This window comes from Paracidovorax wautersii (assembly GCF_900113035.1).
GTDB classification, from domain to species: Bacteria; Pseudomonadota; Gammaproteobacteria; order Burkholderiales; family Burkholderiaceae_C; genus Paracidovorax; species Paracidovorax wautersii.
Genome location: NZ_FONX01000004.1, coordinates 366,646 through 380,704, shown reverse-complemented (window position 1 = coordinate 380,704; position 14,059 = coordinate 366,646). Strand labels below are relative to the sequence as shown.

Annotated in this window: 14 protein-coding genes; 9 read left to right on the top strand and 5 right to left on the bottom strand. The window is 70.2% G+C overall.

Annotation, left to right across the window (positions count from 1 at the left end; genetic code table 11):
• Positions 1 to 34: 34 nt before the first annotated feature.
• From BM070_RS08770 to BM070_RS25020, 8 genes are all read left to right on the top strand, one after another.
• A complete protein-coding gene (locus BM070_RS08770) occupies positions 35 to 421 on the top strand; it encodes a DUF4845 domain-containing protein (protein WP_245785153.1) in 387 nt (128 codons plus the stop codon).
• Between the two features lie 153 nt (positions 422 to 574).
• On the top strand, positions 575 to 1,264 hold the full coding sequence (rnc, locus tag BM070_RS08765) for a ribonuclease III (protein WP_092939254.1): 690 nt from the start codon (positions 575 to 577) through the stop codon (positions 1,262 to 1,264).
• Positions 1,261 to 2,319 carry a GTPase Era gene (gene era / locus BM070_RS08760; RefSeq protein WP_092939199.1) on the top strand — a complete coding sequence of 353 codons (1,059 nt, stop codon included), beginning with the start codon at positions 1,261 to 1,263 and terminating at the stop codon, positions 2,317 to 2,319. Before rnc ends, era begins: the two co-directional genes overlap by 4 nt.
• Positions 2,320 to 2,569: 250 nt before the next feature.
• Complete coding sequence (gene recO / locus BM070_RS08755) at positions 2,570 to 3,355, top strand: DNA repair protein RecO (protein WP_092939198.1); 786 nt, start codon at positions 2,570 to 2,572, stop codon at positions 3,353 to 3,355.
• A complete protein-coding gene (locus tag BM070_RS08750; RefSeq protein ID WP_092939197.1) occupies positions 3,352 to 4,149 on the top strand; it encodes a pyridoxine 5'-phosphate synthase in 798 nt (265 codons plus the stop codon). The genes recO and BM070_RS08750 overlap by 4 nt, the downstream gene beginning before the upstream one ends.
• A 118-nt stretch (positions 4,150 to 4,267) precedes the next feature.
• Complete coding sequence (gene acpS, locus BM070_RS08745; protein ID WP_092939196.1) at positions 4,268 to 4,663, top strand: holo-ACP synthase; 396 nt, start codon at positions 4,268 to 4,270, stop codon at positions 4,661 to 4,663.
• 86 nt (positions 4,664 to 4,749) lie between these two features.
• A complete protein-coding gene (gene nagZ, locus BM070_RS08740; protein WP_092939195.1) occupies positions 4,750 to 5,841 on the top strand; it encodes a beta-N-acetylhexosaminidase in 1,092 nt (363 codons plus the stop codon).
• 247 nt (positions 5,842 to 6,088) lie between these two features.
• Complete coding sequence (locus tag BM070_RS25020; RefSeq protein WP_217648938.1) at positions 6,089 to 8,134, top strand: DUF3300 domain-containing protein; 2,046 nt, start codon at positions 6,089 to 6,091, stop codon at positions 8,132 to 8,134.
• Positions 8,135 to 8,220: 86 nt separating this feature from the next.
• Here the strand turns inward: BM070_RS25020 and BM070_RS08730 are convergent, their stop codons facing one another.
• From BM070_RS08730 to BM070_RS08715, 4 genes are all read right to left on the bottom strand, one after another.
• The gene (locus tag BM070_RS08730) at positions 8,221 to 8,913 is read right to left on the bottom strand and encodes a mechanosensitive ion channel family protein (RefSeq protein WP_092939194.1); all 693 of its coding nucleotides are present in this window, start codon (positions 8,911 to 8,913) and stop codon (positions 8,221 to 8,223) included.
• Between the two features lie 46 nt (positions 8,914 to 8,959).
• Positions 8,960 to 9,994, bottom strand: coding sequence for a GGDEF domain-containing response regulator (locus BM070_RS08725; protein WP_092939193.1), 1,035 nt, complete (start codon positions 9,992 to 9,994; stop codon positions 8,960 to 8,962).
• Positions 9,995 to 10,087: 93 nt separating this feature from the next.
• A complete protein-coding gene (lysS, locus tag BM070_RS08720; RefSeq protein ID WP_092939192.1) occupies positions 10,088 to 11,632 on the bottom strand; it encodes a lysine--tRNA ligase in 1,545 nt (514 codons plus the stop codon).
• A 164-nt stretch (positions 11,633 to 11,796) separates the two neighbouring features.
• Positions 11,797 to 12,429, bottom strand: coding sequence for an LON peptidase substrate-binding domain-containing protein (locus BM070_RS08715; protein WP_092939191.1), 633 nt, complete (start codon positions 12,427 to 12,429; stop codon positions 11,797 to 11,799).
• Between the two features lie 88 nt (positions 12,430 to 12,517).
• Between BM070_RS08715 and BM070_RS08710 the strand changes: the two genes are divergently transcribed.
• Complete coding sequence (locus BM070_RS08710) at positions 12,518 to 13,066, top strand: YggT family protein (RefSeq protein WP_092939190.1); 549 nt, start codon at positions 12,518 to 12,520, stop codon at positions 13,064 to 13,066.
• Positions 13,067 to 13,183: 117 nt separating this feature from the next.
• Here BM070_RS08710 and accD read toward each other — a convergent pair whose 3' ends face one another.
• A complete protein-coding gene (accD, locus tag BM070_RS08705) occupies positions 13,184 to 14,056 on the bottom strand; it encodes an acetyl-CoA carboxylase, carboxyltransferase subunit beta (protein ID WP_092939189.1) in 873 nt (290 codons plus the stop codon).
• Positions 14,057 to 14,059 lie beyond the last annotated feature (3 nt).

Here is a 14,059-nt window from a genome sequence, read left to right as displayed (position 1 = left end):
GTTCAACCGATCCAGCACCGAGGGAGTCCACGCCATGACCATGCCCATCTCCGCCGTCCTGCCACGCCGCACGCTGCGTTCGCGCCAGCGCGGCATGTCCTTCATCAGCGTCGTGCTGCTGGGGGTGATCGTGGTGGCGCTGTTCGCCATCGGGTCGCAGTCGGTGCCGATCTTCCTGGAGAGCCAGGCCATCCACAAGGCGGCCGCCAAGGCGGCCCGCGAGAGCACCGTGGCCGAGGCGCGAGCCGCCTTCGACCGTGCGGCAGCCATCGACAGCATCGAATCGGTCAAGGCCAGCGACCTCGAAGTGACTAAGGGCGCCAACGACAGGCTGGTCGTCTCGTACAACTACTCGCGCGAGATCCACCTGATCGGCCCGGCCTATCTGGTCTATCGCTTCCAGAATTCGACGGCGCCCTGAAGCTACATCGCGCGGCCCAGGCCGCGCTCGGCGCCCGGGCCGGCCGCGCTTTCGCAACCCGCCCTGACGCCCCCCGACACGCCGGATACCCACCGGCTCCATCCCCGCCTTCTGTTGTCAACGCACCCCCGACCTAGCTCCCCCCACTCAGTGCTGCCACCCCTTCTTTCCCAGCTGCAGGACCGCCTGCAGCACACGTTCTCCGACGCCTCCCTGCTGCAGCGCGCCATCACGCACCGCAGCTTTTCCGCCGACCACAACGAGCGCCTGGAATTCCTGGGCGATTCGGTACTGAACCTGGCCGTCTCCAGCCTGCTCTACCGCCGGCTGGCCGACCAGCCCGAGGGCGATCTCTCGCGCGTGCGCGCCAACCTCGTGCGGCAGGAGAGCCTGCACGGCCTGGCGCTGCGGCTGAAGCTGCCCGAGGTGCTGCGCCTGGGCGAGGGCGAATCCAAGTCCGGCGGCAAGCAGCGGCCGTCCATCCTGGCCGACGCGCTGGAGGCCGTGATCGGCGCCGTCTATCTCGATGCCGGCTATGCCCCCGCCGAGGCGTTGGTGCACCGGCTCTTCGAGGGCATGGATGTGAACCCGCAGATGCAGGCCGCCGCCAAGGACCCGAAGACCGCATTGCAGGAGTGGCTGCAGGGCCGCAAAATGAAGCTGCCCGTCTACCGCGTGGTGGGCACCGTGGGCGCAGCGCACAGCCAGACCTTCGATGTCGAGTGCACCATCCCTGAATTGGGCCTGACCGAACGCGGCACCGGCGGTTCGCGCCGGGCCGGCGAACAGGCTGCAGCCGCCGCGCTGCTGGCCGCCCTCAAGAAAGCGAAGAAGCAAGCATGAATTCCCAGGACGCTACCAAAAACGTAGCTGGTGGCGCAGAGAACACGGGCGCTGCCGGCCAGAATGATCTGGAGGCGATGCTCGCCGCCGCCAAGCCGGGCGCAGGCCCGGTGCTGGCCGGCGCCAGCGCGTCCGGCGCTGCTGCTGCCGCCAGCACGGCCGGCCAGCGCTGCGGCCTGATCGCCATCGTGGGCAAGCCCAACGTGGGCAAGTCCACGCTGATGAACGCGCTGGTGGGGCAGAAGATCTCCATCACCTCGCGCAAGGCGCAGACCACGCGCCACCGCATCACCGGCATCCGCACGCGCGAGGCGACGCAGTTCGTCTTCGTCGATACGCCGGGCTTCCAGACCAAGCACAGCACGGCGCTGAACAAGTCGCTCAACAAGACGGTGATGGGCGCCATCGGCGACGTGGACCTGATCCTCTTCGTGGTGGAGGCCGGCAGCTTCACGCTGGCCGACGCCAAGGTGCTGTCGCTCTTCAAGCCCGGCATTCCGACGCTGCTGATCGCCAACAAGCTCGACGAGGTGCATCGCCGCGCCGAGATCGCGCCCTGGCTCAAGGGCATGCAGGAGCGCCATCCGTTCGCCGAGTTCGTGCCCATGTCGGCCAAGAACAAGGGCGACATCGAGCGCCTGTTCGGCATCTGCGAGAAGTACCTGCCCGAGCAGCCCTTCTGGTACTCCGAGGGCGAGCTGACCGACCGCAGCGAGAAGTTCCTCGCCAGCGAGACCGTGCGCGAGAAGCTCTTCCGCTTCACGGGCGACGAGCTGCCCTACACCTCCACCGTCGTCATCGACAAGTTCGACGAAGAGCCCAGCAAGACCCACAAGCGCTTCCTGCGCGTGGCGGCCACCATCGTCGTCGAGCGCGACGGCCACAAGGCCATGGTCATCGGCGAGAAGGGCGAGCGCCTCAAGCGCATCAGCACCGAAGCCCGGCAGGAGATGGAAAAGCTCATGGACGCCAAGGTGTTCCTCGAAGTCTGGGTGAAGGTGCGCTCGGGCTGGGCGGACGACGAGGCGCGGGTGCGCTCCTTCGGGTATGAGTGACGAACACCCCCCTGAGGCGCTGCGCGCCTTCCCCCCTCTCCTGCGGGAGGGGGGACGACGCCGGCGGCCGGGCCAAGCCCGCTCCGCGGCGTCTGCTGGCGTGGCCTGCTCCGCGGCCTGCTGACGGGTGAGGCCGGTGAATGTGCGGAGCGCCGTGCTCCCGGCGGGTTCCTTCATCCTCCCTTCCAAGGAAATCGGCCTCTTGCGCGCATCCAGTCTGCGCAAGCAGCTATTGATTGCATAGCAAACCATGCCTGCGCGCCGCATTGCCGAAGAGCCTGCCTATGTGCTGCACCGCTACGACTGGAGCGAGTCCAGCCTGATCCTGGACGTGTTCACTCGCCACTATGGCCGGGTGGCGCTGGTGGCCAAGGGGGCGAAGAAGCCGACCTCCAACTTCCGCCCCGTGCTGCTGCCGCTGCAGCCCCTGCGGGTGGGCTACACCGTCACCGCCGAAGGGCTGGGCGAGGTGCATCCGCTCAAGGGCGCGGAATGGGTGGGCGGCCACGTCATGCCCACGGGCGACGCGCTGCTGGCGGGCCTTTACCTGAACGAGCTGCTGATGCGCCTGGTGGCGCGCGAAGACGCCCATGCGCCGCTCTTCGATGCCTATGCCGGCGTGGTGCGCGTGCTGGGCAGCGGCAGCCACGGCGATGCGCTGGAGCCGGTGCTGCGCAGCTTCGAGCTGCTGCTGCTGCGCGAGATCGGCCTGCTGCCCGCGCTCGATGCCGAGACCATGACCCTCACCCGCCTGCAGCCCGCCGCCCGCTATGCGCTGGTGCCCGAGGCCGGCCTGCGCGCCGCTTTGCCGGGCGACCGCGCCACGCTGCCCGGCGCGCAATGGCTGGCGCTGCAGCGCGCGCTGGAGCCCGGCGGCGCGGGCAGCTACACCCCCACGCTGCGGGCGATCGCCGCCCCCACCGACACGCCCATGACCGCCGACCTCAAGCCCCAGCTGCGCACCCTGCTGCAATACCATTGCGGCAGCCCGCTGCTGCGCACGCGCCAGCTCATGATGGATCTGCAACTGCTATGACCACGACCACTCCCGTCCCCCACGCCACCGCCCACGACGCTCCCGGCCGCACGGCCCTTTCGGTCAACGTGAACAAGGTGGCGCTGGTGCGCAACACCCGGCACCTGGGCATTCCCAGCGTCACGCGCGCGGCCGAGCTGTGCCTGCAGGCGGGCGCGCAGGGCATCACCGTGCATCCACGCCCCGACGAGCGCCACATCCGCGCCACCGACGTGCATGCGCTGGCCGAGCTGCTCCAGGCCTGGCCCGGCCGCGAATTCAACATCGAGGGCAACCCTTCGCAGAACCTGATGGAGTTCATCCGCACGGTGCGGCCCCAGCAGGCCACCTTCGTGCCCGACAGCGAAGACCAGTTCACCAGCGACCACGGCTGGAGCTTTCCGCAGGACGCCGAGCGCCTCGCGCCCCTGGTGGCCGAGTGCCGCGCCCTGGGCGTGCGCGTGAGCCTCTTCATGGACCCGGAGCCCGGGCAGATGGCCGCCGCCCGCGCCGTGGGCGCCGACCGCGTCGAGCTCTACACCGAACCCTACGCCGCCGCCTGGGGCACGCCCGAGGCCGCCGCCCAGCTGGCCCGCTACGCCGCCGCCGCGCAGGCCGCGCTGGATGCGGGCCTGGGCGTGAACGCCGGGCACGACCTGAACCAGGACAACCTGGCGGCCTTCGTGCAGGGCGTGCCGGGGCTGCTCGAAGTCTCCATCGGCCACGCCCTGATCGCCGATGCGCTGGAACTGGGCTATGCCGCCACCGTGCAGGCCTACCAGCGCTGCATCGACGAGGGCATGGCGCGGCGCTGAAATCGCCAGCCAGCCCGCCGGCCGGCCGGGCACCGACTCCATCACTCATATTTCGATAGCTGATGATGCAGGCACAGCCTGCGCCAGCGGCCTCTACGGCACTGAAAGCCTTCTTCACATGATCTACGGCATAGGCACCGACATCTGCGACGTGCGCCGCATCCGCGCCAGCCTGGAGCGCCACGGCGACCGCTTCGCCGAAAAGGTGCTGGCCGAGGGTGAGCTCGCCATCTGGCGCCGCCGCAGCGAACGCTGGCCCGACCGGGGTCTGCGCTACCTGGCCACGCGCTTTTCGGCCAAGGAATCGTTCAGCAAGGCGATCGGCCTCGGCATGCGCATGCCCATGACCTGGCGCCACTGCGAGATCGCCAACCTGCCCAGCGGCCAGCCGCAGGTGGTGCTGCACGGCGCGCTCAAGGAATGGTTCGAAGCGCAGGGCCTGCACTGCCACATCACCCTGACCGACGAGAGCGACTACGCGGCCAGCTTCTGCGTGGTCGAGAAGAAGGCCTGACGCAAGACCCGATGGATACCATCCCCAGCAGCCGGCAGCGCTTGTAGATCAAGCGCCGGCCGCTATCGATAAAGTAGCAAATCACCATGACCGAACACACCCCCCTCATCCTCGACGTCGCCGGCACCACGCTGACGGCCGACGACCGCCGCCGCCTGGCGCACCCGCTGGCGGGCGGCGTCATCCTCTTCGCGCGCAACTGGGAAAGCCGCGCGCAGCTGCTGGAACTCACTGCCGCCATCAAGGCCGTGCGCAGCGACCTGCTGATCTGCGTGGACCACGAAGGCGGCCGCGTGCAGCGCTTTCGCACCGACGGCTTCACCCACCTGCCGCCCATGCGCGCCTTGGGCCAGCTGTGGGACGACGACGGCCAGGGCGCCCGGGCACGCCAGGGCGCGGGCGCCATGCGCGCCACCAATGCCGCCACGGCGGCGGGCTACGTGCTGGGCAGCGAGCTGCGCGCCTGCGGCGTCGATTTCAGCTTCACGCCCGTGCTGGACCTGGATTACGGTGAGAGCGGCGTCATCGGCGACCGCAGCTTCCACCGCGACCCGCGCGTGGTCGCGCTGCTGGCCAAGAGCCTGATGCACGGCCTGCTGCAGGCCGGCATGGCGCACTGCGGCAAGCACTTTCCGGGGCACGGCTTCGTCCAGGCCGATTCGCACACCGACATTCCGGTGGACCGCCGCAGCCTCAAGGCCATCCTGGCCGACGACGCGGCGCCGTATCCGTGGCTCTCCAGCACGCTCGCCAGCGTCATGCCGGCCCACGTCATCTACCCCAAGGTGGATGCGCGGCCCGCGGGCTTCTCGCGCCGCTGGCTGCAGGAGATCCTGCGCGGGCAGCTGCGCTTCGACGGCGCCATCTTCAGCGATGACCTGAGCATGGAAGGCGCCCGCCGCATCGACGGCCAGCCCGTGGGCTACACCGACGCGGCCCTGGCCGCGCTCGATGCCGGCTGCGATCTGGTGCTGCTGTGCAACCAGAGCCTGGGCGGCAGCCGCGTGCTCGACGAGGTGCTGGAAGGCCTCGAAGCCGCCGCTGCCGACGGCCGCTGGCAGCCCAGCGCCGACAGCGAATCGCGCCGCCTGGCCCTGCTGCCCGAAACCCTGCCCCAGCCTTGGGACGAACTCATGCTGCAGCCGGCCTACATGGCCGCGCTGGACTGCCTGCCCTGAGAACGTGAACACGTTCTGAGCGGCTGCCTACCGCCGCCGGCGTGAAGGCCGCAGCGGCGGGGCAGGGCGCCTGGCCGCTATCGGGTATCGGCAAGGTCAAGGAAGCGTAAGTGGATGTCACGGCGGTGTGGTGTGGCAAGGGTTCGGGCCTGGCGGCCTGCCCCGGGTCAACGCTGCCCGGCCCCCGGCGCGTTGGAGGAGCGGGAGGCATGCATTCGCGGCTCCCGCTTCGCCGGAGTCTTCCTTCATGCAGCAGCCCCTCGCTTCCGCCGCCCAGGGCGGTGACATCCCAGCCCTGACCAGCCGCCCCGCGCGCCCATCGGTGCCCCACTCCGTGCGCCTTTCCGTGCGCCGCCACGCTCCGCGCTATGCGCTGGCCCTGCTGGCCGCCGCCGTGCTCACCGCCTGCCAGCGGCCCAGCCCCGACGCGGCGGCCGCGCCGCAGGCCGCCGCCCAGGCCCCGGCCGCCGCCGCATCGGCCCCGGCCGCCGCCGCATCGGCCCCGGCCGCCACGTCGGTGGCCTACACGCCGCCTTCGGCGCAGAACCTCTACCAGATGGTGGCGCCCATTGCCCTCTACCCGGACCGGCTGGTGGCCCAGGTGCTGGCGGCCTCCACCTATCCCGACCAGATCACCGACGCCGCAGGCTGGCTGGGTCGCAACCCCGGCCTGCGGGGCGATGCGCTGGTGCGCGCCGTCAACGACCAGCCATGGGACCCGAGCGTGAAGGCGCTCACCGCCTTCCCGAACGTGCTGGAGCAGCTGGCGGCCAACCTGCCGTGGACGAGCGCGCTGGGCCAGGCCTACTACCATGACCCGTCCGACGTGATGAACGCCATCCAGGTGATGCGCGAGCGCGCCACCAAGGCCGGCACGCTGCGCAGCTCGCCCAAGCTGCGGGTGGTCACCGCCGCCGCGCCGGCGCCGCAGCCCATGCCTGCCACGGTGACGCCGGCCGTGCCGCTCTATGCCGGCCCGGCCGTGGTGGCGCCGCCGCCCAGCGTGATCGCCATCGAGCCGGCCGAACCCGCTACCGTCTATGTGCCGCACTACGACCCGCAGGTGGTCTATGGCACGCCGGTGCCGGTCTATCCCGGCTACCGCTGGGCCGCGCCGGCACCGGTGCTGGTGGCGGCCCAGCCCGATCCGTCGCAGACCTGGCTGGCCTTCGGCGCGGGCGTGGTGGTGGGCGCGGTGGCCGGCTGGGCGGCGCATTCGCCTTCCTGGGGCTGGAACGCCTGGAACGTGCATTGGGGCGCGCCGCGCCCGCCGGCCTGGGTGGAGGGCGCGCCGCCGCCGCCGCCCCCCGTGCCGCCGGCCGTGGTGTACCAGGGCGCGACCTATGTCTCGCACTCGCGCACCGTGATCGAGAACATCCGCAACGTCACGGTCAACAACAACCAGCACTACACCACCGTCAACAACAACAACTACCAGGGCGGGGCGCCGGGGGCTCCCGCGGGCGCCGCCGCAGTGGCGCCGGCCGCACTCGCCGCACCCATGGCGGCCTTCGCCGCGCCACAGCGCTCGGCCCCTGTGCAGCCGCAGGCGGGGCATGCGCCTGCGATGGTGCCGCCCAAGGCGCTCTCCCTGGCCACGGCGCTGTCGCCTGTCCAACGCCCGGCGCAGGAGCATGGAATGCCGGCCACGCACATGCAGCCTGCGGCCCAGTTCCTGACGCCGGGCGGCGTGCCGGCGCAGCCGCACCGCGTGCCGCAGGAGCGCGAGATGCGGGCGATGGAGGCCTCGGCCCGGCAGGCGCAGGGCCATGCGCCCAACGCGGCCCTGGCCGCGCCCTTCATGAGCGAGCGGCCCGGGCAGGCGCAGCAGCCGCCGGCCCGCGAGTCCCGCCAGGAAGCGCACGCGCAGCAGCATCTGCAGCCGCAGGCCACTTTCCCGGCCCCCGCGATGGCGGCTGCACCCCGGGCCGATGCGCGCGAGGCGGCGATGGCGGCGCCTGCGGGGCACGACAGGGCGAGAGGCGGAGAGCGCGAGCGCGGAGATGCGATGCGCCAGCGCTGGCAGGATGCCGCGCCCCCAGCCCACGCGCAGCGCGCCGAGGAGGCGGCGATGCGGGCGCAGCAGCTGCAGCAGCAGCATGTTCCGCATGCCGCGATGCAGCAGGCCATCCCGCAGGCCCAGCCCCCGCGTCGCGCCGAGATGCCGCAGGAGCCGCATCGCCCGCAGGTGCAGGCCCCGCGCGCAGCGTCACCGGAGGTGCACCGCGAGCAACCGCACCGGGAGCCGCAGCACCAGGAGCCGGGGCAGCGTCACGCACACGAGCGCAGCTGAGAGGGGCTGAACGGGGCTGAACGGGGCCTGCATCGGCGGCCCCGCATGAGCCGGCAAAAGCGGGCAGAAGCCCGCACGATGCCCGCTCAGACCGCTGAGGGGCTGCGCGAAGAGGCCGCGAGCGGCGGCGGCGTTTCCGCCGGTGGCGACGCCGACGCGTGCGGCTCGGCCACGACTATCGGCTGGGGCCTGGGCGGCGGCGGGCCGCCCCGCCAGCGGCGCACCACGCGCTGGAACATCAGCGTGTTGGGGATCTGCAGCAGCGCGGGGTGGTCCTGCCCCCCGTCATAGTCTTCCAGCGTGGTGTAGAGCAGGTTGATGTCCACCACGCGGCCCTTGGCGCCGGGCTTTTCGGCGGTGTCCAGCACCTCGATGTAGTCGCCCAGGCGGAACGGGCCCACGGTGAAGATCAGCAGCGCGCAGAACAGGTTGGAGAGCACGCTCCACGCGGCGAAGAAGGCCACCGCGCCCACGGCGGCGAAGCCGGTGAAGGCCGTCCACAGCACGGTGGCCGACACGCCCAGCCGTTCGAGCACCAGCAGCACCGCGCTGCCCAGGATGATCCAGCGCAGCACGCCGTTGATGGGCACCATCAGCTCCAGCGGCCAGTGGTAGTGCTGGCCGGCGCGGCGGATCAGCCGGCGCAGCGCGCGCTGCAGCAAGAGGGCCACGGCGACGATGGCCACGATCTGCAGGGCGGGGACGATGATGTCGAGCCATTCCTGGACCCAGGCGGGCAACATCTGGTGGATTCGGAGATGCAGTTGCTGGCTGTTCATTCGGTACAAAAAGGGTCGGCAGGGTGCGGCAGGGGCGGCACGCTCTTCAGAAGAGGCGCTGCTCCACGGTGTCCATCTGCATCTCGAAGCTGAAGAAACGGTTGCGGCCCTGTTCCTTGGCCGCGTAGAGCGCCTGGTCGGCGCGCATCAGCATGGTTTCGGCGCTGGTGCTCTCGTCGGGCATGCAGGTGGTGATGCCGCCCGAGAGGGTGAGCAGGCTGCCCAGCGGCGAGTCGGGGTGGGGGATGGCGCGGCTCTTGAGCAGCTGCCCGAGCGCGCGGGCGAAGGTCATGGCGCCCGAGCGCGGCGTGTTGGGCAGGATCAGCGCGAACTCTTCGCCGCCGTAGCGCGCGGCCATGTCGCGCGGGCGCACGCAGACCTCGCGCAGCAGGCTGCCCAGCTGCTGCAGGCAGCGGTCGCCCTGCACGTGGCCCACGGTGTCGTTGTAGCGCTTGAAATGGTCCAGGTCGCACAGCATCAGCGTGAGCGGTGTGCATTCGCGGCGTGCGGCGACCAGTTCCTGGTGCAGGATGCGGTCGAAGCCGCGCCGGTTCACCAGGCCCGTGAGCGCGTCGGCCTCCACCATGGCGTTGAGCTGCTGGTTCGCCTGGTGCAGTTCTTCGGTCAGCGCGACCAGCCGGCGGCGCATGTCCAGCAGCCGGCGCATGGCGCGCAGCTTGGCCACCAGCACGATGGGCCGCACGGGCTTGACGATGTAGTCGTCCCCGCCCGATTCGATGCCGCGCCACACGTCCACCTCGTTGTCCAGGCCCGAGAGGAAGATGATCGGCGTCCAGCCGCCCGGCTCGGCCTCGCGCATCTGCTGGGCGACCCAGTAGCCGTCCTGGCCGGGCAGGCGGATGTCCAGCAGCACCAGGTCGGGCCGGTGCGTGACGAACTGGCGCAGCGCCGAATCGGCCGAGTCGGCTTCGTGGATGACGGGCACCTTGGCGCGCTGCAGTTCGGCCACGGTGACGGCCCGCACGGAGTGCTGGTCCTCGACCACCAGGACCGAGAAGGTGTCGTCGGCCGGCAGATACTTGGCGGTGGGCCGGGCTGGGGCGCTGGCCGGTGATGTCATGAGATGCTCCGATGCGCCGCGACGCAGTGAGAGTTGAGGTGGACGCCCGGGTTCACCAGGCGACTCACCCGTCGCTCTCGATTCTGCGTGTTTTCAATGTTCCCGGCGAAGTGCCGGGAATAGGATCACATCGCGGATGCTGGCGCTGTCGGTCAACAGCATCATCAGGCGGTCGATGCCGATGCCGCAGCCGCCGGCCGGCGGCATGCCGTATTCGAGCGCACGCACGAAGTCGTGGTCGAAGTACATGGCTTCGTCGTCGCCCGCGTCCTTGGCCGACACCTGCGCGTTGAAGCGGGCGGCCTGGTCCTCGGCGTCGTTCAGTTCGGAGAAGCCGTTGCCGAATTCGCGGCCGGTGATGTAGAGCTCGAAGCGTTCGGTGACCTCGGGGCGCAGGTCGTTGGCGCGCGCCAGCGGGCTGATCTCGGTCGGGTGCTCCATGATGAAGGTGGGCTCCCAGAGCTTGTCCTCGACCAGTTCCTCGAAGTAGAGCACCTGCAGGCCGGCCAGCGTGCGGGTGGAGAGGCGGTCCTTCTCTTCCGAGAGGCCCAGCTTCTTGAGCGCGCTGGTCAGCCAAGCGGCGTCGTCCACGTGCGCGCCGGCTTCGGTGTGCTGGAAGATGGCTTCGCGGATGGTCAGGCGCTGGAAGGGCTTGGACAGATCGACGGCGCGGCCGCCGTAGGTCAGTTCGAGCGTGCCGACGGCCTTCAGGGCGGCGTCGCGCACGAGCTGCTCGGTGAAGTCCATCAGGTCGCGGTAGTTCCAGTAGGCCGCGTAGAACTCCATCATCGTGAACTCGGGGTTGTGGCGCACCGACACCCCTTCGTTGCGGAAGTTACGGTTGATCTCGAACACGCGCTCGAAGCCGCCCACCAGCAGGCGCTTGAGGTAGAGCTCGGGCGCGATGCGCAGGTACATCTCCTGGTCGAGCGCGTTGTGGTGCGTGACGAAGGGCTTGGCGTTCGCGCCGCCGGGGATGGGGTGCAGCATGGGCGTCTCGACTTCGAGGAAGCCGTGCTCGACCATGAATTCACGGATGCCCGAGACGGCCTTGCTGCGCGCGATGAAGCGGCGGCGGGCCTGCTCGTCGGTCATCAGATCGACGTAGCGCTGGCGCACCTTCTGCTCCAGGTCGGCCATGCCGTGGAACTTGTCGGGCATGGGGCGCAGGCTCTTGGTGAGCAGGCGCAGCGTGGTGACCTTGACCGACAGCTCGCCGGTCTTGGTCTTCATCAGCGTGCCTTCGGCGCCCAGGATGTCGCCCAGGTCCCAGTGCTTGAACGCGGCGTAGAGCTCCTCGCCGAGCGCATCGCGCGTGACGTAGATCTGCAGCCGGCCGCCGGTGGTGCCCAGCGAGCCGTCCTGCAGCGTGGCGAAGCTGGCCTTGCCCATCACGCGCTTGAGCATCATGCGGCCGGCCACGCTGACGGTGACGGGCGTGGCTTCGAGCGTCTCGGCGGTGGCGTCGGCGTACTGCGCCTGCAGGTCGGCCGCGTGGTGGGCGGGATGGAAGTCGTTGGGGAAGGCCACGCCCTTGCCCTGCGCCTGGGCCTCGCGCAGCGCCTTGAGTTTCTCGCGGCGCTCGGCGATGAGCTGGTTGTCGTCAGGAGCGGTGGAAGGCGTGTGGTGTTCGGACATGGACTGCAAAGGGCGATGAGGGCGGCGCGCAGTGGCGCAGCCCGGTGGGAAAGGCCAAAAGCCTCGATTCTAAGTTTGCCGACCGCCGCAGGCTGCGGCGATCCGGTGGCGACCCGGCGGCGGTGTGCCGGAGGATGCCTCGGAAGGCCGGATTCAGCACGCCGTCACGGCGCGATGCCGGTGCGGTCCAGCACGTCGCCCACCAGCTCCAGGCGCAGCAAGGGGTTGTCCAGCGCCATCAGCTGCTGCTTGAGTTCGGGCGGCACCGGCAGCAGCTCGCACCAGCGGTTGGCGACCCAGCCGCAGTCGGCCAGCTGTTCGGGCTGGGGCAGGGCTTGCACGAAGTCCGGGTCGCGCTGGCGCAGCTGGGCGATCACCTGGGCCAGCGCGGTGGCGATGCGCTCCAGGTCGGCGGGCACGGCCACGGGCTGGTCCGGTGGGCACTGCTCCACGTCGGCCACCCAGAGGCCGTGCGGCAGCTGGCTGCGCGACTGGATGCGGAAGCGCTCCGTGCCCCGGCATTGCAGGTGGATCAGGCCGGACTGCGGCGAGGCGAGCTGCTCGATCACGGCCAGCGTGCCCATGTCGTGGAACTGCTCCTGCGGCGCGCCCGGGCGGCGCACCTCGTCGCCGCTGCGCAGCGCGACCACGCCGAAGGGCGCGCCGGCCTGCTGGCACTTGCGCACCATGTCGAGGTAGCGCACCTCGAACACGCGCAGCGCCAGCTGGCCGCCGGGAAAGAGCACGGTGCCCAGCGGAAAGAGCGGCAGCGAAGACAGCGCAAGAGGGCGGGTCATGGGCCAAGGCGGCAAAGTGTGGCCGCTATCATCCCACGCCATCGGGCGGCGCGTCTGCCGGCCCCGTTCATCCCATCGAATGCCCTCCATGTTCTACGAGATTCTTTCCTTTCTGCTCAACGTCGTGGCCGGGCTGGTCACCGGGGCCTGCCTGCTGCGGTTCTACATGCAGCTGCAGCGCGTGCCGTTCTCCAATCCGGTTGGCCGGCTGGTCTTCGCCCTGAGCGACTGGCTGGTGCTGCCGCTGCGCCGCGTGCTGCCCGCCGCCGGCGGCATCGACTGGGCGAGCCTGGTGGGCGCGTTCCTGGTGCAGCTGGCGCAGCTGCTCATCCTCTGGCTGCTGGGCGGCATGGGCCCGGGCGTGGTCTGGCTGATCTGGCTGGCGGTCTTCGGCGTGGCCCGCGTGGCGGTGTCGGGGCTGATGGGCCTGCTGATCGTCTATGCCGTGCTGTCGTGGGTGCAGGCCCGCTCGCTGATCGGCGACGTGGTGGCCCGGCTGTGCGAGCCCCTGCTGCGGCCCATCCGGCGCGTGGTGCCGCTGCTGGGCGGGGTGGACCTGTCGCCGCTGGTGGCGCTGATCCTGCTGCAGGTGCTGACCATCGTGCTGGGGCATATCCAGGGCGCGGTCATGTTCTGAGCTGGCCGTACCGCCGCATCGCCCATTGAAAAAGCCCCTGGCGCTCGATGCACAAGCGCCAGGGGCTTTTTTTTTGATAGCGCCTCGCGGGCGCCTGTCTTGCGTGTCTGACGTGTCTCAAGCCACGGCGTCGGCAGGCAGGCGCTGCAGCATGGCGAGGCTGCGGGCCAGCGTGTCGCGCAGCTCGCGGCGGTCGCAGATGAAGTCCACGGCGCCCTTGGTCTGCAGGAACTCGGCGCGCTGGAAGCCCTCGGGCAGCTTCACGCGCACGGTGGATTCGATCACGCGCGGGCCGGCGAAGCCGATCAGCGCCTTGGGCTCGGCCACCACGATGTCGCCCACGAAGGCGAAGCCGGCCGAGACGCCGCCCATGGTCGGGTCGGTCAGCACGCTGATGTAGGGCAGGCCCTTCTTGGCCAGTCGGGTCAGCGCGGCGTTGGTCTTGGCCATCTGCATGAGCGAGAGCAGGCCTTCCTGCATGCGCGCGCCGCCGGTGGCGGTAAAGCAGATGAAGGGCACCTTCTGCTCGATGGCGGCTTCCACGCCGCGCACGAAGCGCTCGCCCACCACGCTGCCCATGGAGCCGCCCATGAACTCGAACTCGAAGCAGGCGACGACCACGTTGACGCTCTTGATCGCGCCGCCCATCACGATGAGCGCATCGGTCTCGCCGGTGTGCTCCAGCGCTTCCTTCAGGCGCTCGGTGTACTTGCGGCTGTCCTTGAACTTGAGCGCATCGACCGGCAGCACTTCCTGGCCGATCTCGTAGCGGCCTTCCGGATCGAGGAAGGCGTTGAGCCGGGCACGCGCGCCGATGCGGTGGTGATGGCCGCAATGGGGGCAGACGTTCTGGTTCTGCTCCAGATCGGTCTTGTAGAGCACCGTCTCGCAGCTGGGGCACTTGGTCCACAGCCCCTCGGGCATCTGGCGCCGCTCGGTCGGATCGGTTTGCTGGATTTTGGACGGCAGGAGTTTTTCGAGCCAGGACATGAG